A 21,266-nucleotide genomic window follows, 5' to 3' on the forward strand; every position below is an offset into this window, starting at 1 on the left:
CTTTCTTATTCAAGTAACGGGTGCAAGACAAAATAGAGGGAGGGTTAATAATTTGAGATGGTTCTTTGCCATTCTATTTATTTTATTTGGTGCTTTCTTATTTTCATTAACTATTGATGATGTGGGAAATATAGGGAATGTAATTATGAAAATAATAGGATTTGGATGTTTTTTATTGGCTGGTCTCATTGTCAGAAATAAGAAAGAAAAACATCAATCATCTTAAACTAAACCAGCTAATAGTTTGTCAACATTTATCAAGACTTTTATTGTGACGAGGTATTAAGCGGGCGAACACCTGGGTAAATAGTTTTAGAAACCGAAAATGTTCTGGCTTTTTATCATACTCGTACTTTTCATCCAGAACATATTGTAGTAATACAAAAAAAGGATATTGGATCTATCATTACTGTTCAACAGAATGAAATTGATATTATGAAGGAAATTTTTAGTGTTATTAAGGAAGTTGCTACCGAAATGAACGAGAAATTTGGTGCGTGTACTGTTTCTACAAACGTTTGTGATTATCAAAGCAATAAGCATATGCACTGGTACGTATACTATGGAGATCGCATTAGAGACTAAAAAATACCGAGGTAAATATGGCTGGATACATAAAGGAAATCAGAGAACTAATTGGACACAAACCATTAATTTTGGTAGGCTCAACGATCATTGTTATGAATGATAAAAAAGAGATTTTATTTCAATTCCGTTCCGATACAAAAGAATGGAGTTTACCTGGTGGAGCAATGGAAATAGGCGAAAGTTTAGAGCAAACTGCTGAACGTGAACTCTTTGAAGAAACTGGGTTAACAGCAACAAGTTTTAAGTTCATTGATATATTGTCAGGAAGTAATCTTTATTATAAATATCCCAACGGTGATGAAGTCTATAACGTTATCTGTGTTTACTTAGCACAAGATACAAGGGGTGAACTAGCTATAAATGATGGTGAAAGTTTGGCGTTAAAGTATTTCTCCGTCAAAGAATTACCTTCACAGTTTGACGAAAGAGCTAAGTTGATAATAGAAAAACATTATATAAAGTGTTAATGTGTTCCACTAGCGGCTGCATTACTTCAAGAAAGAGGTAGTGCGTTTTTTTATTTAACTAAAGGTGAAGTTTAGTTTTATAAAGCCTAACTAACAAAATGTGGGTTTAAAGTTATAATATGTGACTTAAATGCAGGCTGCTGAGGGGATGAATTCAATTGTTAGAAACAGAAAGATGTTTTATAAATACTTTAAAAAACGGATTATGCTGATGTTAAAAAACTATTTGTAAATAAAGATGTAAGAAAATTCCTTGGTGATATACGGGATGAAGAATCAATTCAAGTAGTATTAGACGATATGCTTAATCCATCTGGTAATTCTTTTTATTGGTTTGGTTTCTCTTGACCCTCATCACGAAGGCAGTTATCTTGAAATATCATATCAACTATTACCAATTTGGTGGGGGAAAGGTTATGCAACAGAAGTAGTTAAATTGATTATTCATTATGCTTTAAATGAATTAAATCTTACAAAAGTAGTAGCTGAAACACAATCTGCAATTGTAGGCTCTTAGATAGAGTAGGTATGGAATTTGAACGTAACATTATCAGATTTGGTGCTGAACAAGCGATTTATTCAATAAAATCATCTAATAAAAGTAAGTCTATTAAACAAACGGAGCAGGTTAGTACAATAAAAAGCCATACCAATTAATTCTTTTTCGTTACATAAAAATACATTATGTTGTATATTTATTGTGAGGGGAGTGGGATTAAAAATGGAAGTTAAACTTGCAAATGTATCCGATGCAGGAATAATACACGAATTAATGATAAAAGCATTTATGGAATATAAAGATGAAGTACCTCCATCAAATGCTTTAGATGAAACGGTTGACTCAATCTCCACATCTTTAAAGAATAATGAGATGGCACTAATTACATACATTGATAAAAAGCCAGTGGGGATGGTTCGTTTTAAATTAAAAGAAGATGGGCTTTATTTTTTTAGATTGTCAGTAATTCCAGAAAAACAAGGTCAGGGTATTGCAAAGAAAATAGTAAAAAGCCTTGAAGAGTATGCCAAACATAAAGAAGTTCCTAAATTATTGTGTAAGGTTCGTATGACTGTTCCTAAAAATATTAAGTTATATAGTTCAATAGGATTTAGCATTTATAATGAGGAGATAGTACATAAATCAGAGGGAATAAATATAAAAGTTGTTTCTATGCTAAAACATATCGGGGGAAAACCTTGTGAATCTAGTTTGTGAATCAGATAAAATAAATGATTATTTACTTGAATTAACCGAAGTTAATTATTCTAATCTAAATATTAAAAAGAAAGCAGTTGAGCTTTTTAATGAATCTCAAACGGAAATTGAAAAAGCAAAAATAGCTTTTGAATTTGTTCGTGATGAAATTGCTCATTCTTGGGATATTCAATCGAAGCGAGTTACTTGTAATGCTTCAGAAGTATTAGACCTTAAAGAGGGAATTTGCTATGCAAAATCACATCTGTTAGCTTCTTTATTGCGTTCACAGGGAATACCAACAGGTTTTTGTTATCAAAGATTAATGTTATTTGATACTCCGGAAAAAGGGTATTGTATTCACGCTTTAAATGCCATATTTCTTAAATCTCTTAATAAATGGATTAGAGTTGACTCTCGTGGAAATAAAGAGGGAATTGATGCCCAATTTTCAATTGAAGAAGAAAAATTAGCCTTCCCTATTAATGAAGAACTTGATGAAAAGGATTATCCAGTTATCTTTGCTAAGCCTCATCCCAAGATTGTGGCTGTTTTAAAAGAAAATACTAATGCATTAGAAATGTATAAACATCACTTACCAGTGAGTTTGTAGTTTTTTCACTAACGGGTGCTTTCTTTAAAGAAGGTACCCTTTTCATATTGAAATATTGAATTAAAGTTGCAGGTTAGTTCAAGAAGGAGAAAAAATTTATAGGAACTTTTTTCCACTTTGGTCGTAAATATAGTTACATATTCCAGGGGGCATTTTAATGAAAAAATTAATTGCAACAATCTTCTAACAGCTTATAGTGGAAATAGTCCAGTTGAAGAATTAAAACAAGATTTTCCAAAAATTAAAGAAGTTGCAGAAAGCTTACCACAAAAGGTTCGGGAAAAGCTGGCAGCACCTACAGAACTCCGATTTGAGCCGAAGTATGTTTCATTGAACTATGCTGGAAATCCACCTGAAGAACCTAAAGGAGACATAGTTCATACAGATTTCACTTACAGTGATGATAAAGGAGTTAATCTTCAGGTTATAACGTTTCATAAGAAAAACACTTCATTTTCCGATAATAATAAACAATTTGATACCGTTGAATTAAAAAATGGAATTAAAGCATTAATTGAAATTGATAGTGAAGAGATAAAACAAATTCGATGGAAAAAAGATGGACTGTACTATTCTATTCTTCTTGCAAAATCACCTGAAAGTGAGGAGAAATATACAATTAAAGAACTTGTTAAGATAGCTAATTCAATGGAGTATGTTAATAAATAAATTTATTGACTAAATGCTTCTTTACTTAAATATGGAGTAGAGCATTTTTCTTTTGAACTAACGAAGCAGGTTTGTTCAATAAGAAATCACAAAAGGAAGAGCATTTACTATAAAATAAGATTTGACGTATTAATGTCTAATAAAAAAAAGTCATTCAAAAAAATGAGGTGATGCACATAAGTATTATTACACGACATAAATAAAAATATATGGAGGTATAGTTATGTGGGTAATATTAGGGGTTATTGCAATAGTAGTAACTTTTATAAATCTTTATATGTATAAAGCAGGAAAGGATTATAAGCTTGCTATGGCGATGGGATTATCATTTACAGCATTAACACTTTGTGCAGAATACAGTCTTGTATCGGTGTGGGTAGAAGTGGAAGATTGGGCAGCTTTAATGGATGTAGTACCTGGTATGGAAAGGGCATTATGGTTTTTGACAATTGTTTCTATCTTACTAAATATAGCACCTATACTTTTAGAACGAAAAGGTAAGAAATAATGACTTATTGTCACATCATTTATATAATATCAATTATTGTGTAAGTCTTATGTATAACTAAACCAGCTAATAGTTTGTCAACATTTTTCAATAAAAAGATTAATAACATCATGATATACTAAAGGTGCTCACGCCAAATAACTTTCCTCTATACTGAAATTGGAAGGTTTTGTTGTATTTAGTTAGATATAGTTATTAAGCTATATCTTGGAAGGTAGTTCTGCTTTTTAGTAAGTCGTAAATCCAATGTAAGAGCTTATGCAATAACTGCTACTCTGAAGGGTTTTCCTTCTGCACGTTTCTTATCGTAAAACTCTCTTAATCTTTTATTACGTGTAATTATCTCATCAGTCGTTTTCTTCTTACGAGAATCACGAATACCAATTTGAACAGTGTTCTGAAACGGGTTACGAAGGGCTGCATATCTTAATTTCTCTGCCCTTTCTTTTGCCCAAAGTTCTGAACGACTCATACATAACGAACCTATCTTCTCTGATAGTTCTTTCTCACTTACACTTAAAACTGCCTCAGATGTTGGGAATGCTAATAAGGTAAGTAACGATACCTTTGAATATAAACTTCCAAATACACCTCGATATTCAGGAAAAACCTAATCCACCAAAGAGTGCAGCTGTAACTTAGTTTTTGCTGAAATTTCCGCAATACTTTCTTGTTGTCTTGTAAGGTTACGAAGGTTTAATAGTTGAATACCTCTCTTTTTATAAGGCTCTAACTCTTCTTTAGAACAGCTCACAAAGGTGATAAGCATCAATACTGCATCTGTTTTTACCTTTCGCAAACTTGAACTCTTTGCTCTGTGTGAGATAAGAGGATTGACAACAATATAAACATAATTTTGCTCCTCAAGGAATTGAATGACAGGAATATGATCGTGTCCAGTTGATTCTAAAACGACCGAAGGTTGATAACCACCAGCTGAACTCTCAACCTCTTTAAGGAACTCTAAAAATCTGGCTAACCTTATATTACGAACGGGTGCAATTGTTGAAAATGATATTGGGTTGCTGCGGCAACCTTTTTAACGTTCTTCAACTAAAGTTGCAGGTTAGTTGAACAAGAAATGATATAATATGGTATTAATTTGTATTTTTGTATAATGGGAGTAGCTATTCAAGGAGGTACAAAATGATTCAAATACACAAAAAGTCTGGTACTGTAATCATTGTAATACACGAAATTTATGGAATTAACCAACATATGAAGAGTTTTTGTGAATTATTATCAAAACAAAGTTTTGATGTCATTTGCCCAAATTTAATAGAACGAGAGACACCTTTCGGTTATTTTCAAGAGGAAGTTGCTTATCGTAATTTTATGGAGAACGTTGGATTCGCTTACGCTATGCATAAAATAAAAGATATATTATCAGATGTTAAAGATGAATACGAAAAAATATTTATCATTGGATTTAGTGTAGGGGCAACTGTTGCTTGGTTGTGTAGTGACGAAGAATGTGTCGATGGAGTAGTTGGATACTATGGTTCACGTATTAGGAATTATTTGGAATTAACACCACAATGTCCTACAATGCTATTCTTTCCGCAAGAAGAAAAATCATTTAATGTGGACGAGTTAATTTCAACTTTAGAAAATATCGAAATACATAAATTTAACGGGAAACACGGATTCAGTGACCCTTACTCTCCACAATATAATGAAAAATCAGCACAAAAAGCATTTAGTGAAATGGTGAATTTTTTAATGAAACATTAATTAAACGTACAGAGTTGTTATTAAGCTAACGGGTGCATTCGTATTATAAGGTTAACCAGTTTTTACTGGTTGACCTTTTTTTAATAGACTCTATTATATCAGTAGCCAGGGTAGGACGTACGGGTGCGTGGGGCATTGATCCCGACAACTAAACTGTCCGCCCCCTACTTGTAGAAACATGTTTGAGGCTGGTTGGGACATAGATCTCGTATAACAAGCGAAGCTATGATACTTCAAGATGGAATAGGGGTTACTGGTAAGTATTTTGAGAGAGGAAGAGATAAATAATGAATCCAGTAGTTGGTCTGGATGTTTCAAGAGGGGAAAGTCAAGTTCAAGCATTTTTTGATAAGGGTAGGCCTTACAGTAAAAGTTTTAAAGTATCGCATACCAATGAGGCATTAGATTCCTTACTTCATTTTTTGAAAGAGGTAGAAAATGAGTCAGGGATGGAGCCGACGATAATATTGGAATCAACGGGACATTATCACGCTCCTATAATTCAGTTTTTAGAGGAACAGAATTATCTTTATATTATGGTCAATCCATTACTGTCTTATCAGGTAAAAAAATCGAGTTTACGAAAGGTGAAAACAGATGCGATTGATGCTTTTCACTTATGTGAGCTGTACTACAAAGAAGACTTGGAACCTTATAAGAAAAGAGGTATCCAACTCTTAAATCTTCGAAATCTTACTAGACAACATGAAACAATTACGGGTCTATATGTGCAAGCTAAATTACAGTTTCATGCCATATTAGATCAAGTGTTTCCTGAATATAAAGGGGTATTTGGAGATATGTATTCGAAAGTCTCTTTAAATACTTTATTGGAGTTTAATACGTCCGATTCTGTGTTACAAGCTGGGGAATGTAATTTAACAGTTAAAATTGCTGGATTATGTTTAACACGTTCAGAACGCTGGGCACAAGAAAGGGCGAAGAAACTGATTGAAGCAGCACAGCGTAATCCTTTCAAAAGTACATTGTATCAAAGCCATTTAATAAGTCTTGAAATGTATATTCAGATGCTTCTCCAGTATCAAGAGCATCTAGCGAAGTTAGATGCTCAAATAGATGCCCTTGCAGGAGAAATAGAAGAATATAAGATTATCCAATCAATCCCTGGGATTGGTGAAAAAATCGCTGCAACGATTCTTTCTGAAATTGGTGAGATTGAGAGGTTTAATCATCCTAAGAAACTGGTTGCCTTCTCTGGAATTGATCCGAGTGTACATTCGTCTGGTAAATTTACAGCGACGATTAATCGGATTACCAAAAGAGGTTCAAGCAGGTTGCGTCATGCCTTATATATGGCTGTTCTCTGTGGTATTAGGGGCTCTCGCAATAAGAAGTTAAAAGAGTTCTATGATAGAAAGCGAGAGGAAGGAAAGCCCTTTAAAGTAGCAATGATTGCATGTACAAACAAACTTATTCATTGGATTTATGCCTTACTGAAACGTAAAGAAACTTTCCTTGATTTAGTATAAGAGATACAATTAAGTAATACATGAAAAACCTTCCAATTCATGAGGTAAGGAAGGTTATTTGGCATGGACATTTTGATTATATCATTAGTTATTTTATAATTTTACAGAAAAATATTGACATCCTATTAGCTGGTTTAGTTGAAGATCGAGCTGCCATTAAAGGCAGCTTTTTCTTATTGTAAATGGCAGTATAGTTAAAGAAGGAATTACATATTATTTACAGAAATATTAATAAAGAAGTTTATTAGGGAGGCGAATTAGAATGTATATAACTATTGTCATTCTTGCTTCTGTATTCATTATTATTTCATTGATTCGAACCTACTCCAACAGGAATTGGAAACAAATATACTCTACATATGGTAATGAAGAATACTTTAAGATTATTGCAAAATTAAAAGAAGAAGGAATAAAGTATAAAGTTGAAACTCCCTTTAGAGGTTTCAATAGTCGTAATGAACGATTTAAAGACGATACACAATATAATATATATGTAAAAAAAGATGATGAACATAAAGCCGTTAGGGTATTACATAAAACAAGTTAACTTTATAAAATTATTTTAACAACAGGAGCGATACATAAACAAAGGTATCGCGTTTTTTTCTTATTGAAGTAACGGGCAGTTTAGTTTAAAAAGGAGCAAATGTTGTTAGAATTGAATAAAAAAAGCCCTTCATGATAACATGCAAGGGCAGTCATTCTAGTAATATCGTTAGATCAGATTGATTGTAGCGTAGGCCGGATGATAATCTCATTAACTCCAGCATCATCTGGTTCATTTATAGCAAATGCAATTGCTCTAGCCACACTGTAAGGAGAAATGCTAGGATAATCTTGATACTCATCAAGAACTCCTGTTGCTGTCATTCCCGGTGAGATGTTCGTTGAACGAATATGAGAGGTAGGAGACTCTTCTTGACGAAGACCTTCCGTAATAGCACGTACGGCAAATTTGGTCGCACTGTATACAGTTGTACTTGGAATTACTTTGTGTCCCATAAGAGAAGATATATTGATAATATGTCCTGATTGCTGGTTCCTCATCGTTGGCAAAACCGATGCAATGCTATACAGCACACCTTTAATGTTCACATCGATCATTCGATCCCAATCATAGATTTTAAGTTCATTTAGAGGAGAATTCGGCATGATTCCAGCACTATTAATAAGTACATCAATACGACCATACTGTTCCACAGCAAACTGGGCGAGTTTTTGCATGTCTTCCACCGAAGTCACATTGGCTTGCATATAAACAGCCTTTCCACCTTCCTTATTAATTTCGTTCACGATTGTTTTGAGAAGTTCTTCTCTTCTGGCAGCCAATACTACTTTTGCACCGTTTTGGGCTAAAAACTTAGCGGTTGCTTCTCCAATTCCACTCGATGCTCCTGTTATAATGATTACCTTAGATTTCAAGTTTTCCAATTGTTATCGCTCCTTTAAGTAATTTCAATGTTATTTCCGTATTCAAAACATATTTTATTCAATACGTGTTGTTTATAATGCGGCCGTTCATTATTATTATAGAGAGAAGAAAAGTTATTACAATCGCTAATAATCACTCTTTTGTGTGATATACAACAAACGTATGAATTTTGTTGATGAAAAACGGAGGTAAATTAAATATGGCTATTGGAAATAAAACTGATAGACGAATTCTTAGAACAAAAGAAGCCATAAACAGGGCGTTTCTTGAAGTTTTTTCTGAGAAGGAATTTGATCGAATCACTATAAATGATATTTCTGAACGAGCAAATGTAAATCGAGGAACCATTTATCTTCACTATACGGATAAATATGACCTACTTAATAGGTGTATAGATGATCACTTGGACAAAATGATTTCTTCTTGCACGTTAACTAAGTTTATACAGGAAAAAGTTGAAGAGAATGAGGCTATAGAGGCTCTGAAATCTTTATTTAATTATATTCAGGAGAATTTTCTATTCTTTTCTTCGATGCTCTCTAGTCAAAAAACTTCAGTATTCAGAGAACGTATACAAAAAACCCTTACTTCTAGTATTCAAGAAAAGATCGATATGCAAGGTATTAATCAAGGGATGGACAAGGAATTAATTATACAGTTTACTGCAACGGCTTTTGTAGGAACTTTAGAATGGTGGATTATGAACCAAATGCCGCATCCACCCGAATATATGGCAGATCAAGTTTGGACATTGTTTGAAAGGAATAACATAAACTCCTAAATTTATTAATATGGTTGTAGCTTCCGAATAGTTTTATTGAACTAAAGGGGTGCATTACTTCAAGAAGGGGTAATGCACTTTCTTATTGAACTATAGTAAGCAGGTTAGTTGAAGAAGAATTTTTTTTATGTATAATTAGTACCAGGTATTAATACCAAGTATATAATTCATAAAACGAGGTGATTATTCTATGTTCAAATCCAAAACAGTGTGATAGATTCGCATGTTCCAGGAAAGAATCATTAGCTGTCCTTCTGATTTCAAGTACAAAAGGCGGACTACAATATAGCGTGTTTTGGGGGAATACATTATTTTCAAATGTAATCGAACCTTTTAGAAGTCTTTTGAAATAATCGTTTTAAGTATAGTGTGAAGAATTAAGAGGAGTGTTGATTATGCCACGTAGAGTTGTAGTGACTGGATATGGAGTAGTTTCACCGTTAGGAAATAACGTAGAAGAGTTTTGGAATAATATTAAAGAAGGTAAATCAGGGATCAAAAAAATTCAATCTGATGACTTCAAAGATATAGGCACTCAAATTGGTGGTTTTATTACCGACTTTAATGCAGAGCAATATCTTGATAAAAAAGAATTAGGGAAATATGATTTGTTTGTGCAATATGGTTATGCTGCTGCTAAACAAGCCTTAGACCAAGCAAATATTGATGTAGATAATATAAATAAGGAGCGATTCGGGGTATATATTGGCTCAGGTATTGGAGGAATTAATACCATATTAGATAATCATAAATTCTTAATTGAAAAAGGACCAAGAAGAGTTTCTCCATTTATGGTTCCTATGATGATTAGTAATATGGCTTCAGGTATTATTTCCATAAAAACAGGATTTAAGGGACCTAGCTATTCTCCTGTTTCTGCTTGTGCAACAGGGAATCAAGCGATTGGGGAGGCTTTTTTAAATATTCGGCATGGTTACTCTGATGGAATATTAGCTGGAGGGGCTGAAGCTCCTATTAATCCTTTAGCTTTTGCTGGATTTTCAAGAATGAGAGCAATGTCCACTTTTAATGAAATTCCAGAAAGGGCAAGCCGTCCATTTGACAGTCAACGTGATGGCTTTGTTATGTCAGAAGGAGCAGGTGTATTATTCCTTGAAGAGTATGAACACGCTAAAGAAAGAGGAGCGACAATTTTAGGAGAAATTGTAGGATATGGTTCCACAACGGATGCCTATCATATTACTTCCCCTGATTATAACGGTGCAGCAAATGCTATGAAATTAGCTTTAGAAATGGGTGAAATCAACCTTACTGATGTAAATTATATAAATGCCCATGGAACTAGTACCCCTGAAGGAGATAAATCAGAAACTAAAGCAATTAAAAGTGTTTTTGGTATTCATGCTTATAATTTAAAGGTGAGTTCTACCAAATCAATGACTGGACACCTTTTCGGAGCTGCAGGGGGAATTGAGTCCATTATAGCACTCAAAAGTATCATGGAAGATATAGCTCCTCCCACTATCAATTACGAAATACCAGATGAAAATTGTGATTTAGATTACGTTCCAAACCATGCAGTTAAGACAAAAATAAACTATGCTATTTCTAATGGTTTTGGTTTTGGAGGACATAATGCAGTCTTGGCATTTAAGAAGTTTTCAATAGATAAGACTAAATAAAAGGATTAATCGGTAAGTCATATATTATCTTATCGATTAAATGCTAATTAATTAGATGCTTCTTCAACTAACGGGTGCTTGAGTTGAATACCAGAAGTTGTATATTGAGGGATCGGAGGAATTTAAATGAATAAGGAAGGATTTAAATTAGAGATAAAAGCAGCAGAAGAGTCACAGTTAGATCTACTTGTGTCCCAGTTTTCTCCAGATAATCCAATGTGGCAATACAACCGATATGATGTTCAAAAGAGGGGGGAGGGACTATATCTAATCGCTTGGAATGATAAAATTCCTATTGGTCATTTCTTACTACGTTGGAGTGGTCCTCAAGATACTTTTGTTACGGAAAAAATTGATATTACATATAGAGCTTTTTTAGAAGCAGGGCTAACAAAAGATAAATATCGAAGAATGGGAGTAGCAACAGCTATAGTTCAAGAAGCAGAAAGACTCTCAAAAGAAAAAAGATGCACTCACATAGGTTTAGAAGTAGGTATAGAGAATTCTGAAGCTAAAAGACTTTATGAAAAATTAGGGTATAAAGATTTGGGGTTTGGAGAATTTCCAATTAGCTGGGAATATATTGATAGCAATGGAAATAAGGGGACTGAAACGGAAATAGTAATTTTTATGCAAAAAATCCTTAAGACAGTTATTTAATAAATCGGATATTGTCTAAAGCAGTATCACAAAAGCGTTTTCATAAGATGTAGATAAAGATATTTCGAACGATTGTATTGATAAACTCTATCTGTTCTTAAATAATACTTCATTTTAATTTAATTTTCCTTAAATAAGTGCGATTCATCAAGGTGAAGGTCGCATTTGTTTTTTTATAAACGAGTTTGTGAAAAATTACACTTAAACTATCGGGTGCGATACTTCAATAAAGAGGTATCGCATTTTCTTATTAAACTATAGAAGCAGGTTAGTGTTTAGTGAAGAAGGATTCACAATCCATTTTATTGAAGTAAAGGGGAAGAGTATTTAGGGGAAACTTTTCGGAGGTGAATAAAGTGATTAAGAGTGTGAGATTAGCCACTATAAAAGATGCAGAAGAACTTTCAAGACTCAATCAAGCATTTAATGGTAGTGCTAGAAGAATACAATCAGAAATAATCCAAAGTATGGAAAGAAGTAATGAATTGATTGCTGTAGCCATTTTAAACGAAAAAATTGTAGGTTTTGCTTGTGCTCAAAGCTACGAATCGTTTTGTTATAGGGAATTACAGGGCGAAATTACTGAAATGTACATAGAAAAAACAGCTCGGAGACTTGGATTTGCTACATCCTTGATTAAATTACTTGAAAACAATCTTTTAGATCGTGGTGTGAGAGAAATAAAGATATTAACTAACAGAACAAACTCTGCTGCAATAAAAACCTATGAAAAATGTAACTATGTACAGGATGAGGTAATTTTATTCGAGAAAGAATTCTAAAAAAATCGTTCTAATAAATATAGTCTCTTCAACTATACGGTGCAAGAGTTGAAGATCAAGCTGCCAAACTGGTGGCTTTTTGCTTATAGTGCTAACGAGTAGGTTTGTTGAAGAAGGATATTTTCTGTTTTAAGCGAATTAGAATTTCAAACAAACCTAACACGAATACAGGTATTGAAAATAACAGGAATATAGGAGGTATGAGATATGAAGATCAATAGAATAGATCATGTCAGTATAAACGTAAATGATCTTTCAGAGGCTAAAGCGTTTTTTCTTGATTTAGGACTTGAAGTGAAAGCAGAATGGGAATTGGATGGAGAACAGTTGGATAGAATAGTTGGGCTTAATGATGTTAAAACGGCATGTGTAGGATTGGGGATGCCTGATGGTCAGACATGGATAGAGCTAGTCAAATTTTATACGCCGTCAGATGAAAAAGGTATTCAGCAACCTTTTGCAAATACGCTGGGTATCCGACATATTTGCTTTGCTGTTGAAGATATTGAAGCTATTGTGGCAAAATTGAAAAAGAAAGGCACGGAAGTCTTTAGTGAGATACAGCAATATGAAGAAAGTTATAAGTTATGCTACGTTCGTGGTCCAGAGGGAATTATTTTAGAGTTGGCGGAGAAAATCAAATAAAAATTGAATGGGACTTTAAATGATTTAGACCTCCAACTTTAAAGATTTCTTCTTAAACTATCAGGTGCTTGAGCTGAAGAACCAGCTGCCATTCTTGGTAGCTTTTTTCTTATTAAACAAACGGGTGCTATAGTGGAATAAAGGGTTGTAGCTGCAACTCATTTTTTTGAACTAACGGAGCAGGTACGTGGAAACAAGAGAGATTCTCTTTAATGTCGTAGTTAAAGAAAAATGTGACATAGGTATGTATTAAAAAAGAAAGAGCAGAACACTCTTTCAGTTGGTAGTTAATTGGGCTTATCAAGCTTATCAGATATATTTTTTAGTATGCGATTTTTTTCCTGTTGTATTTTTAGAAATTTTAATAGAAACCATATTATAAATACAACGGGAGCTATGTAAAACAAAAAAGTTATAATCGGAAAAAGAGCAAGAATTACATCACCAGTCATTTACAAACCTCCTCTCAGTGTACACCGAAATTGTTGAACTAAACAGCCTTGATTAACGGGGTAGAAGAGTTGAATAAAAAATGAAGCTTATAAGGATTGGTGGTAACAATTTAAGGAGTGGCTTATTATGTACAAACTTTTGAAATTATTTGTATTAATGCTTTTTATCTTTGCACTGACAGGGTGTTTTGGCGAGGATTACGATGTTGGTGTTCCAACTGCTCTTTTACAATTAGAAATTGGTTTGCAAGATCAACAAACGCAATTAACAGAAGCAAATATTAGTTGGAGTTCAACGAGTGGAGATGTAGAAAAAACAATAGATAATATCGAAGAATTTGGATTATTACAAGATAAAATTAAGGTTTCTCAAAACCAAGATGCTTCTTTGGAATTTAAAGAGAATGAAGAAAATGGTGGAGATATTTGGACAGACCCAACAGTAACAGCTACTTTATGGAAAAATGGAGAACAAATCGACATCGAATTGAATGATAATAGAGAATTTCAATTCCCAACAAACGAAGGGACTTATGTATTAGAAGTTAAATTTATTGATTCAGCTAACAGTGCTCAATATGTAGGGAATATTGTTATCGAAAAATCAAGCGGGCAAACAAAAATAACTGATGGTAAGCTTCCAGAGTTCACACTTATGGAAATTCCTTCAATTAAAAATGTTAATTCAGTTGGGGCAGATGGTGTGGTATTTGATAATAGTTATTCCGAAGTATGTTGGAATAATTGTAGTGACAATAGCGCATATAATTACCCCGACATTCACTCTGGGGATGTTGAGATAGGCGATGATATACTAATTGATTGGCATAAAATGAAACCACATCCTACTGAAATAAACTTACTTCAAATAAACACGGATAATTATGAAGTGATAAAAAAGGTAAATATAGACATTACTAATACTCCTTTAGAAATTGAAGTTGATGAAGAGAATATTGATGCACAGTATGCTTTAGAGTTTTTATGGAAAGAAGGAAATAAAATTAATGGAAGAACTATGTTGAATTTTAGATTAGAATAATTGTTTAAAAAGTTAATTTAGATGGACTTCTTGAACTAAAGTGCGCGACGTTTTAGGAAAGGCATTTTTTCTTATTTAACTATCAGAAGTTAGTAGTACAATTTATAAATTAAATAGTTTTAAGTTTTATAAAGCATTTCTCTGTAATGAGGAATGCTTTTTTATCTTTTTAAATAATGAAAAACTTAGTTATGTAACAATAATAATACAACAAAAAACAATAATGTTTTATTGTATATCGATAAAACATGTGTTAAAGTCAAATTGACGATAAATAATTAGGTGCTTTTTATGAAACAAGGTTCAACACTCTTTTTAAAGATAGCTGTTACTATTGTCGGAACCCCAGTTCTTGATTTGTGTATATTTTTGTTGCCTGGGATAGCCGCTAGAGATACAGCAGCGCATCCCGATACTGCCTACCTGCAGTATCCCTTTTTGATAGGTGCGTATATAACTTTAACACCGTTATTCGTTGCCTTGTATCAGGCTTTAAAACTTTTAAGCTATATTGACCAGAACAAAGCCTTTTCGGAATCATCTGTTAGAGCTTTGAAGTTTATAAAATACTGTGCAATCACCATCAGTACCCTCATTGTAGTAGGAATAATATCTGGAGTTATATTGATTGCAGGTGAAGGTCAGGATATAACAGGTTTTATAAGTTTGGGATTGATGCTTACTTTTGCTTCAATGGTGATTACATTCTTTTCTGCAGTTCTTCAAAGACTTTTACAAGAAGCCATCGATATAAAATCAGAGAATGACTTAATAGTCTGAGGTAGATAATCAATATTGATGTGATGCATCTGGCTAATTATATTAATGGGTATGTTCTTTTTTTCTTTAAGTAATGGGATTATTAACAAGTTATAAATTGGCTCCTTTAAAGTTATAGAGCATTAATAGGAGAGAACAACAACATTTCGGGAGGAGGAAAATGTAAATGAAAATACCTTTTTTCAATAACAAACAATCGGAAGAATCCTTCCATTATCCTGAAGATAATACATTGGAACATATAGCCATAATTATGGACGGAAACGGACGCTGGGCCGGAAAGCGGGGGATGCCCAGAGCTGCTGGCCATAAAGAAGGAGTATCTACCGTCGTAAAAATTGTAAAAGTAGCAGTTAAATGCAAGGTGAAGGTTCTGACACTTTATACGTTTTCTACGGAAAACTGGAAACGTCCAAAGCCCGAGATAGACTTTATATTGAGGCTTCCCAAGGAGTTTATATATACTTATCTACCAGACCTTATATCTAATAATGTACGTATTGAGGCAATAGGTGATATGAAAAACCTTCCAGCCTATACACGTGAAGCCGTACAGTATGCAATTGACCGTACCCGGAATAATGACGGTCTTCAGCTGAATATTGCACTCAACTATGGAAGTAGACACGAAATTCTACATGCCATGAAAGAGATGCTTGCGGAAATAAACAATGGGGAATTGTCATTGGATGAACTGGATGAACAGAAGTTTTCTAGATACCTGTATACAGCTGGTATGAAAGACCCTGACCTACTTATTCGTACGGGAGGGGAAAAACGCTTAAGCAATTTTCTGCTATGGCAACTGGCCTACACGGAATTCTGGTTTACCGAAGTGCTGTGGCCAGATTTCTCAGAGAATGATTTTCTGCATGCGTTGGAAGAATACAGGAAACGAAAAAGAAGATATGGCGGAATATAAGGCATATGGCTATACTTTAAAAAATCAGTTTTATTATCATATTATTGGCAGTCGCCAATTAAAATGGGACATGTGAATTTACTGAATGTAAAAAACTTCTTAGGCTAACGATGGTTAACAGAGAGCAGCGTTTTTACAATAAGTAGAGACGCTTTTTCATATTCAGTAGATCATGTCTGGCTTTCCTAGATTAAGTGATAGGTTTTCATATATATTTTTCATATTTGGAGATATTATTCTTGATGCATTTAATTAGGAGGTTCTTTCAATGGAAGAAAAGACAAATATTCGTTTAACTGCTGCGGAAATGTCTACTTTATGGTCTCAGTATATAAACGACTCGTTAGCTGTTTGTGTCGGAAAACATTTTTTAGAAAAAGTAGAAGATGAGGAAGTACGGCCTAGCATTGAAAAAACTTTAAAAATCGCAAACACGAATCTTTCTACTATGCAGAACATCTTTAAAAAAGAGGCATTTCCTATACCTATTGGTTTTACGGACCAAGACGTAAATCTGCAAGCACCAAGACTTTTTTCAGATACATTTGTCTTAATGTATTTTCGTCAAATGTCTATTCTTGCAATGGCAGCTAATAGTGCCGCGTTGGGGATGGTAACACGTTTAGATGTGGTTACTTTTCATAAACGTGTATTAACTGATGCGGTTATGATGCAAGATTTAACTCGTGAATTGATGTTAAAACAAGGTACTTATATTAAACCTCCATATATATCCGTTCCAGATAAAGTAGATTTTGTAAAGAAACAACACTTTTTAGCAGGATTTACAGGAAGTAGAAGGGCACTTACTTCAGTTGAAATCAGTCATTTGTTCTTAAATATACAAACAAATGCGATTGGTAAAGCTCTTATCACAGCGTTTGCACAAACAGTTCAAGATGAGGAAGTGAAACAATATTTAGTAAGAGGAAAACAAATTGCACAAAAGCATATAGATATCTTTAGTAACTACATGAAAAAAGAGGACTTACCAGCACCAATGAGTTGGGATTCATCTATAACAGATTCAACTACCAGTGTTTTCTCTGACAAACTAATCATGTTTCACGTATCAGCAATGATTGCAGCTGGAATTGGGAATTACGGTGCAGCGATGGCTGCAAGTCCAAGAAGAGACATAGGATTGAAATATGCTTCTTTAATTCCAGAAATTTCACTTTATGCTGAAGATGGAGCTAATATTATGATTAAACACGGTTGGCTGGAGGAACCTCCACAAGCAGACGACCGTGACCAATTAATAAAGAATTAAGTATTCTTATTTTATATTTTATTAACAATTTCATTAAGATAGGCTTTTTTTCATACTATATTTTGGAGGTGATAAAATGCCAAGAGTAAATTACAAAAGCTCAGACGTTGATTTAATGGCAAGGATGATGAGAGCAGAAGCCGAAGGCGAAGGAAAACAAGGAATGTTATATGTTGGAAATGTTATTGTTAATCGTCTTAAAGCAAATTGTTTAGACTTTAAAAATTTAAGAACAATTCCACAAGTCATTTATCAAGTACAAGGAGGAAATTATTCTTTTGAAGCTGTTCAAAAAGGGAATGTATTTTATCAAAGAGCGAGATCAGTTGAAAAAAGATTAGCAAAAAAGAATTTGGATTATTGGAGACAACACCCAGGGAAATATGCTCTTTGGTATTTTAATCCATATGCACCATGTCCTCCAACATGGTATGGTCAACCTTTTGCTGGCCAATATAAAAATCATTGTTATTATGAACCAAAAGGTGGAACATGTGATAGTGTTTATAGCGGTTAAGCTTACTCATTGAGTAAGCTTTTTACTTTTAGAAAATGTAATGGACTTAAACTAAAGTGCAAGATCGTTGAATGAGGAAAATGATTATTGAAGTTGAAAATATAAGATTAATCATAAACAGGAGGTCGTCACATGGAAACAATTCGTATTATGTTTGAACATTTAAACTGGGCTAATTGTCGAATTCTTAAAACCTTACAAACTACTGATGGCGAGAACCAAAAACAAGCTATTAGATTATTTTCACATATCCTTTTTGCAGAACATGTATGGTTTACTAGAATAAATAGAATAAATAGTACAAAATTACCAATTTGGGCGGATGTAGATTTAGAGGCTTGTGTAGATTTAGTTGAAGAGAATAATAAAAACTTTAAAGAATTTCTTACGACAAAATCAGATATGAAACTAGATCAATTTGTTTCATACAAAAATAGTACAGGCAAAGAGTTCAGCAATTCTTTAAGAGACATACTAACTCATGTTGCACTACATGGTCAATATCATCGAGGACAAATTAATTTGTTACTTAGGGTAGATGGGATGGAACCAATTAATACAGACTTTATTACATTTAGGAGATAGAATATTTGTGATAATTCGGAAATGAGCTTGGGTTAAATTTTTCCCAAGCTCATTTATATAAGGTTTATTGGAGATTATTTAGAGCTAACATTCATCCACTATTTGAACGACTTGTATCATAATTTTGGTTACGTAATGTTCCTTATGTTTCTTTACAACTGTATCATAAACATACTCTTCAAAAACATACTCTCCTAAGGATAAATTTAAACGTTCCATCTCTGAAAAAAGTCGCTTATACGTGTTATGTATGGTTTTCTCATCCCCAATATGATATCCAATGAGAAAATCACCCGCAATCGATTGAAAATACGGATATCCTTCCTTAGGATTTGATTGCTCAATATAAAAATAGCTATAATTAGTGAATTCTCCCTTTAAAATTTGCTCTCGTTTCGTAATAACACCTATTGGAAAACCAGTATCAAGATGTGATACATACAATTCATCAATAAAATCTGAGAAGACTTCTACAAATTCTTCATCAGATATATTTTCAATATTTCTACTTAAATAAAGTGTTGCTTCCGGTAAATGTTCATACGTAATTTGATGAAAATCAAGATGTGACGCTTCTTCCATTAATTTTAGTTTTGTTTCGATCATTTTTTCCTTCGTTTCAATCTCTTGACGCATCTTCACAATCTCTTCTTTTTTTTGATACATTAGAGACAAAAAACGCTCAGGCGATTTATTTTGCATGTATTGTTTTATATCGGTAAGAGACATCCCCAAATCCTTTAATAAATCAATAACAATGAATAGATCAAACTGGCGAATTGTATAATATCGATATCCTTTTTCACTTTTAAGTATTGGAGACAATAGTCCAATTTGATCGTAATAAAAAAGTGTCTGTTTGTTTACTTTGCACAGTTTAGCAAATTCACCTGTCGTTAAATATTGACCTCTCTTATTATTCATTTTTTTACAACACCACCCTTGACTATATAGTTACTATATACACTAAGATGTAAATTGTAAACAAATGTTAACCATATAAGTGTTAGTCAGTTAAGGAGAATGAAAAACATGAAGAAACATAAAGTCACTTTAGGATTATTATTAATGAATTTATTCATAGCCTTTTTGGGAATTGGTCTTGTCATTCCAGTCTTACCAACTCTGATGAATGAATTAGGTATTACTGGAACAACAGTTGGTTATTTAACAGCTGCGTTTGCATTTGCCCAATTGATTGTTTCACCATTTGCAGGGAAAGCAGTAGATAAATTTGGCAGAAAAATTATGATTGTTATTGGCTTATTTATTTTCGGCATCTCCGAATTTTTATTCGGGATAAGCAAAGAAATCGAAATGTTATTTATTTCTCGTATTTTAGGAGGAATTAGTGCTGCGTTCATTATGCCTGCTGTTACGGCCTTTATTGCTGATATTACAAATCTCAATACTCGCCCTAAAGCACTCGGTTATATGTCAGCAGCAATCAGTACAGGATTTATTATTGGTCCAGGTATCGGTGGATTTTTAGCGGAATTTGGAACACGAATACCATTCCTCTTTGCAGGAGCACTCGGTACAATTGCGGCTATTCTTTCAATTATTTTATTATCTGAGCCAAATCGTACAGAAGGAACGATTGAACAAATCCCAGATGATAAAAATGGCTTCAAACGTATGATTGCACCAAAATATTTCCTTGCGTTTATTTTAATTTTTATTGCTTCATTTGGTTTAGCTGCTTTTGAATCGTTCTTTAGTCTATTTGCAGACCACAAATTTCAATTTAAACCTTCCGATATTGCCATTGTGATCACAGGGGGGGCAATTTTCGGTGCCTTTTCACAAGTCATATTATTTGAGAAGCTTACACGAATTTGGGGTGAAATTAAACTAATTCGATACAGCTTAGTATTATCAGCATTCCTTGTCTTTTTAATGACAGTTGTTCATTCATATTTCTCAATTTTACTTGTTACATTTCTTGTATTTGTAGGATTCGATATATTCCGACCGGCAGTTACTTCTTACCTTTCAAATATCGCTGGGGAAGAACAAGGTTTCGTTGGTGGAATGAACTCAATGTTTACTAGTTTAGCGAACATTAGTGGACCGATTCTAGGGGGGATATTGTTTGATATAGATATTGACTACCCTTACTACCTTGCGACTGTGATACTAGCTTTTGGAATAGGGATAACATTGTTCTGGAAGAAACCAGTTAATCAATCTTCTAACGAAGTGAAGGCTAGTGTAGCTAATTAATCAAACTAAAAAAAAGACGACTATAACGTAAGGATATGATTCGTTTATCTGAATAGATTAGCTCAATAGAAGAACTATAATGGTTTGTGGGAGTATGAGAAATTAAAATTCACCTGAATGTAAATACAATTTGATTAACAAAAAGTGCGATGCTTCAAAAAGTAGGATCGCTTTTTCTTATTCAAGACCGGCACTTTTGTTCAAGAATGGAACTCTAATGAAATAGGAATACGAAGAGGATTATAGCCAACTAAAACTTCGA

Annotated in this window: 28 protein-coding genes; 23 read left to right on the top strand and 5 right to left on the bottom strand. The window is 33.4% G+C overall.

The genetic code is table 11. The features are described 5' to 3' along the window. Positions 1–52: 52 nt before the first annotated feature. From WCV66_RS17755 to WCV66_RS17790, 8 genes are all read left to right on the top strand, one after another. On the top strand, positions 53–226 hold the full coding sequence (locus tag WCV66_RS17755) for a hypothetical protein (RefSeq protein WP_338786344.1): 174 nt from the start codon (positions 53–55) through the stop codon (positions 224–226). 104 nt (positions 227–330) lie between these two features. Further along, on the top strand, positions 331–585 hold the full coding sequence (locus WCV66_RS17760) for an HIT domain-containing protein (protein WP_413789679.1): 255 nt from the start codon (positions 331–333) through the stop codon (positions 583–585). A gap of 17 nt (positions 586–602) precedes the next feature. Then, the gene (locus WCV66_RS17765; protein ID WP_338786345.1) at positions 603–1,055 is read left to right on the top strand and encodes an NUDIX hydrolase; all 453 of its coding nucleotides are present in this window, start codon (positions 603–605) and stop codon (positions 1,053–1,055) included. A 334-nt stretch (positions 1,056–1,389) separates the two neighbouring features. Further along, entirely contained in the window at positions 1,390–1,572 is a 183-nt protein-coding gene (locus WCV66_RS17770) for a GNAT family N-acetyltransferase (protein ID WP_338786346.1), read from the top strand. A 204-nt stretch (positions 1,573–1,776) separates the two neighbouring features. Further along, positions 1,777–2,271, top strand: coding sequence for a GNAT family N-acetyltransferase (locus WCV66_RS17775; RefSeq protein WP_338786347.1), 495 nt, complete (start codon positions 1,777–1,779; stop codon positions 2,269–2,271). After that, the gene (locus tag WCV66_RS17780; RefSeq protein WP_338786348.1) at positions 2,255–2,863 is read left to right on the top strand and encodes a transglutaminase family protein; all 609 of its coding nucleotides are present in this window, start codon (positions 2,255–2,257) and stop codon (positions 2,861–2,863) included. The genes WCV66_RS17775 and WCV66_RS17780 overlap by 17 nt, the downstream gene beginning before the upstream one ends. Before the next feature lie 117 nt (positions 2,864–2,980). Then, entirely contained in the window at positions 2,981–3,532 is a 552-nt protein-coding gene (locus WCV66_RS17785; protein WP_338786349.1) for a hypothetical protein, read from the top strand. A 223-nt stretch (positions 3,533–3,755) separates the two neighbouring features. Then, entirely contained in the window at positions 3,756–4,040 is a 285-nt protein-coding gene (locus WCV66_RS17790) for a hypothetical protein (protein WP_066333977.1), read from the top strand. Positions 4,041–4,296: 256 nt separating this feature from the next. Here the strand turns inward: WCV66_RS17790 and WCV66_RS17795 are convergent, their stop codons facing one another. Continuing rightward, a complete protein-coding gene (locus tag WCV66_RS17795; protein ID WP_338786350.1) occupies positions 4,297–4,512 on the bottom strand; it encodes a hypothetical protein in 216 nt (71 codons plus the stop codon). 138 nt (positions 4,513–4,650) lie between these two features. Then, entirely contained in the window at positions 4,651–5,058 is a 408-nt protein-coding gene (locus WCV66_RS17800) for an IS110 family transposase (protein ID WP_338789482.1), read from the bottom strand. A 128-nt stretch (positions 5,059–5,186) separates the two neighbouring features. Here WCV66_RS17800 and WCV66_RS17805 point away from each other — a divergent pair, with 128 nt between their 5' ends. The 3 genes from WCV66_RS17805 to WCV66_RS17815 all read left to right on the top strand — a co-directional run bounded on the left by WCV66_RS17805 (position 5,187) and on the right by WCV66_RS17815 (position 7,811). Beyond that, positions 5,187–5,774: a dienelactone hydrolase family protein gene (locus tag WCV66_RS17805; RefSeq protein ID WP_338786351.1), complete on the top strand. Its 588-nt coding sequence runs from the start codon at positions 5,187–5,189 to the stop codon at positions 5,772–5,774. Between the two features lie 287 nt (positions 5,775–6,061). After that, positions 6,062–7,264, top strand: a complete 1,203-nt coding sequence (locus tag WCV66_RS17810; protein WP_338786352.1) for an IS110 family transposase — start codon at positions 6,062–6,064, stop codon at positions 7,262–7,264. 262 nt (positions 7,265–7,526) lie between these two features. Then, positions 7,527–7,811, top strand: a complete 285-nt coding sequence (locus tag WCV66_RS17815; protein WP_338786353.1) for a hypothetical protein — start codon at positions 7,527–7,529, stop codon at positions 7,809–7,811. Between the two features lie 173 nt (positions 7,812–7,984). On the opposite strand, the gene WCV66_RS17820 is transcribed toward WCV66_RS17815, so the two are convergent. Further along, entirely contained in the window at positions 7,985–8,695 is a 711-nt protein-coding gene (locus WCV66_RS17820; protein ID WP_078435411.1) for an SDR family oxidoreductase, read from the bottom strand. Between the two features lie 200 nt (positions 8,696–8,895). On the opposite strand from WCV66_RS17820, the gene WCV66_RS17825 reads away from it, so the two are divergent. The 5 genes from WCV66_RS17825 to WCV66_RS17845 all read left to right on the top strand — a co-directional run bounded on the left by WCV66_RS17825 (position 8,896) and on the right by WCV66_RS17845 (position 13,207). Next, a complete protein-coding gene (locus WCV66_RS17825; RefSeq protein WP_245823605.1) occupies positions 8,896–9,477 on the top strand; it encodes a TetR/AcrR family transcriptional regulator in 582 nt (193 codons plus the stop codon). Between the two features lie 395 nt (positions 9,478–9,872). Beyond that, on the top strand, positions 9,873–11,120 hold the full coding sequence (gene fabF / locus WCV66_RS17830) for a beta-ketoacyl-ACP synthase II (RefSeq protein ID WP_338789483.1): 1,248 nt from the start codon (positions 9,873–9,875) through the stop codon (positions 11,118–11,120). Positions 11,121–11,246: 126 nt separating this feature from the next. Then, complete coding sequence (locus WCV66_RS17835) at positions 11,247–11,780, top strand: GNAT family N-acetyltransferase (RefSeq protein ID WP_066336193.1); 534 nt, start codon at positions 11,247–11,249, stop codon at positions 11,778–11,780. 356 nt (positions 11,781–12,136) lie between these two features. Beyond that, complete coding sequence (locus WCV66_RS17840) at positions 12,137–12,562, top strand: GNAT family N-acetyltransferase (protein ID WP_338786354.1); 426 nt, start codon at positions 12,137–12,139, stop codon at positions 12,560–12,562. Positions 12,563–12,769: 207 nt separating this feature from the next. Then, positions 12,770–13,207 carry a VOC family protein gene (locus WCV66_RS17845; RefSeq protein WP_338786355.1) on the top strand — a complete coding sequence of 146 codons (438 nt, stop codon included), beginning with the start codon at positions 12,770–12,772 and terminating at the stop codon, positions 13,205–13,207. 287 nt (positions 13,208–13,494) lie between these two features. On the opposite strand, the gene WCV66_RS17850 is transcribed toward WCV66_RS17845, so the two are convergent. Beyond that, positions 13,495–13,659 (bottom strand): hypothetical protein, encoded by a 165-nt coding sequence (locus tag WCV66_RS17850; protein ID WP_338786356.1) that lies wholly within the window; start codon positions 13,657–13,659, stop codon positions 13,495–13,497. A gap of 127 nt (positions 13,660–13,786) precedes the next feature. Here WCV66_RS17850 and WCV66_RS17855 point away from each other — a divergent pair, with 127 nt between their 5' ends. From WCV66_RS17855 to WCV66_RS17880, 6 genes are all read left to right on the top strand, one after another. After that, a complete protein-coding gene (locus WCV66_RS17855; protein WP_338786357.1) occupies positions 13,787–14,701 on the top strand; it encodes a hypothetical protein in 915 nt (304 codons plus the stop codon). Between the two features lie 291 nt (positions 14,702–14,992). Further along, positions 14,993–15,481 (top strand): DUF2975 domain-containing protein, encoded by a 489-nt coding sequence (locus WCV66_RS17860; RefSeq protein ID WP_338786358.1) that lies wholly within the window; start codon positions 14,993–14,995, stop codon positions 15,479–15,481. 166 nt (positions 15,482–15,647) lie between these two features. Beyond that, a complete protein-coding gene (locus tag WCV66_RS17865) occupies positions 15,648–16,403 on the top strand; it encodes an isoprenyl transferase (protein ID WP_338786359.1) in 756 nt (251 codons plus the stop codon). Between the two features lie 268 nt (positions 16,404–16,671). Next, positions 16,672–17,676, top strand: a complete 1,005-nt coding sequence (locus WCV66_RS17870; RefSeq protein WP_338786360.1) for a DUF3231 family protein — start codon at positions 16,672–16,674, stop codon at positions 17,674–17,676. 76 nt (positions 17,677–17,752) lie between these two features. After that, a complete protein-coding gene (locus tag WCV66_RS17875) occupies positions 17,753–18,193 on the top strand; it encodes a cell wall hydrolase (protein ID WP_338786361.1) in 441 nt (146 codons plus the stop codon). Positions 18,194–18,325: 132 nt separating this feature from the next. Beyond that, the gene (locus tag WCV66_RS17880) at positions 18,326–18,778 is read left to right on the top strand and encodes a DinB family protein (RefSeq protein WP_338786362.1); all 453 of its coding nucleotides are present in this window, start codon (positions 18,326–18,328) and stop codon (positions 18,776–18,778) included. Positions 18,779–18,862: 84 nt separating this feature from the next. On the opposite strand, the gene WCV66_RS17885 is transcribed toward WCV66_RS17880, so the two are convergent. Further along, on the bottom strand, positions 18,863–19,702 hold the full coding sequence (locus tag WCV66_RS17885) for a MerR family transcriptional regulator (protein WP_338786363.1): 840 nt from the start codon (positions 19,700–19,702) through the stop codon (positions 18,863–18,865). Positions 19,703–19,810: 108 nt separating this feature from the next. Here WCV66_RS17885 and norA point away from each other — a divergent pair, with 108 nt between their 5' ends. Next, on the top strand, positions 19,811–21,004 hold the full coding sequence (norA, locus tag WCV66_RS17890; protein ID WP_338786364.1) for a multidrug efflux MFS transporter NorA: 1,194 nt from the start codon (positions 19,811–19,813) through the stop codon (positions 21,002–21,004). The last annotated feature ends 262 nt before the right edge of the window (positions 21,005–21,266 follow it).

The organism is Metabacillus rhizosphaerae (assembly GCF_037201795.1).
GTDB lineage: Bacteria > Bacillota > Bacilli > Bacillales > Bacillaceae > Metabacillus > Metabacillus rhizosphaerae.

Excerpts from the sequence above, each read along its gene's own strand:
- WCV66_RS17835 (WP_066336193.1), top strand. The coding sequence starts at position 11,247 with ATGAATAAGGAAGGATTTAAATTAGAGATAAAAGCAGCAGAAGAGTCA.
- fabF (WP_338789483.1), top strand. The coding sequence starts at position 9,873 with ATGCCACGTAGAGTTGTAGTGACTGGATATGGAGTAGTTTCACCGTTA.
- WCV66_RS17805 (WP_338786351.1), top strand. The coding sequence starts at position 5,187 with ATGATTCAAATACACAAAAAGTCTGGTACTGTAATCATTGTAATACAC.
- WCV66_RS17790 (WP_066333977.1), top strand. The coding sequence starts at position 3,756 with ATGTGGGTAATATTAGGGGTTATTGCAATAGTAGTAACTTTTATAAAT.
- WCV66_RS17765 (WP_338786345.1), top strand. The coding sequence starts at position 603 with ATGGCTGGATACATAAAGGAAATCAGAGAACTAATTGGACACAAACCA.
- WCV66_RS17775 (WP_338786347.1), top strand. The coding sequence starts at position 1,777 with ATGGAAGTTAAACTTGCAAATGTATCCGATGCAGGAATAATACACGAA.
- WCV66_RS17810 (WP_338786352.1), top strand. The coding sequence starts at position 6,062 with ATGAATCCAGTAGTTGGTCTGGATGTTTCAAGAGGGGAAAGTCAAGTT.
- WCV66_RS17860 (WP_338786358.1), top strand. The coding sequence starts at position 14,993 with ATGAAACAAGGTTCAACACTCTTTTTAAAGATAGCTGTTACTATTGTC.
- WCV66_RS17885 (WP_338786363.1), bottom strand. The coding sequence starts at position 19,702 with ATGAATAATAAGAGAGGTCAATATTTAACGACAGGTGAATTTGCTAAA.
- WCV66_RS17845 (WP_338786355.1), top strand. The coding sequence starts at position 12,770 with ATGAAGATCAATAGAATAGATCATGTCAGTATAAACGTAAATGATCTT.
- WCV66_RS17880 (WP_338786362.1), top strand. The coding sequence starts at position 18,326 with ATGGAAACAATTCGTATTATGTTTGAACATTTAAACTGGGCTAATTGT.
- WCV66_RS17870 (WP_338786360.1), top strand. The coding sequence starts at position 16,672 with ATGGAAGAAAAGACAAATATTCGTTTAACTGCTGCGGAAATGTCTACT.
- WCV66_RS17850 (WP_338786356.1), bottom strand. The coding sequence starts at position 13,659 with ATGACTGGTGATGTAATTCTTGCTCTTTTTCCGATTATAACTTTTTTG.
- WCV66_RS17825 (WP_245823605.1), top strand. The coding sequence starts at position 8,896 with ATGGCTATTGGAAATAAAACTGATAGACGAATTCTTAGAACAAAAGAA.
- WCV66_RS17855 (WP_338786357.1), top strand. The coding sequence starts at position 13,787 with ATGTACAAACTTTTGAAATTATTTGTATTAATGCTTTTTATCTTTGCA.
- norA (WP_338786364.1), top strand. The coding sequence starts at position 19,811 with ATGAAGAAACATAAAGTCACTTTAGGATTATTATTAATGAATTTATTC.
- WCV66_RS17815 (WP_338786353.1), top strand. The coding sequence starts at position 7,527 with ATGTATATAACTATTGTCATTCTTGCTTCTGTATTCATTATTATTTCA.
- WCV66_RS17875 (WP_338786361.1), top strand. The coding sequence starts at position 17,753 with ATGCCAAGAGTAAATTACAAAAGCTCAGACGTTGATTTAATGGCAAGG.
- WCV66_RS17865 (WP_338786359.1), top strand. The coding sequence starts at position 15,648 with ATGAAAATACCTTTTTTCAATAACAAACAATCGGAAGAATCCTTCCAT.
- WCV66_RS17795 (WP_338786350.1), bottom strand. The coding sequence starts at position 4,512 with ATGAGTCGTTCAGAACTTTGGGCAAAAGAAAGGGCAGAGAAATTAAGA.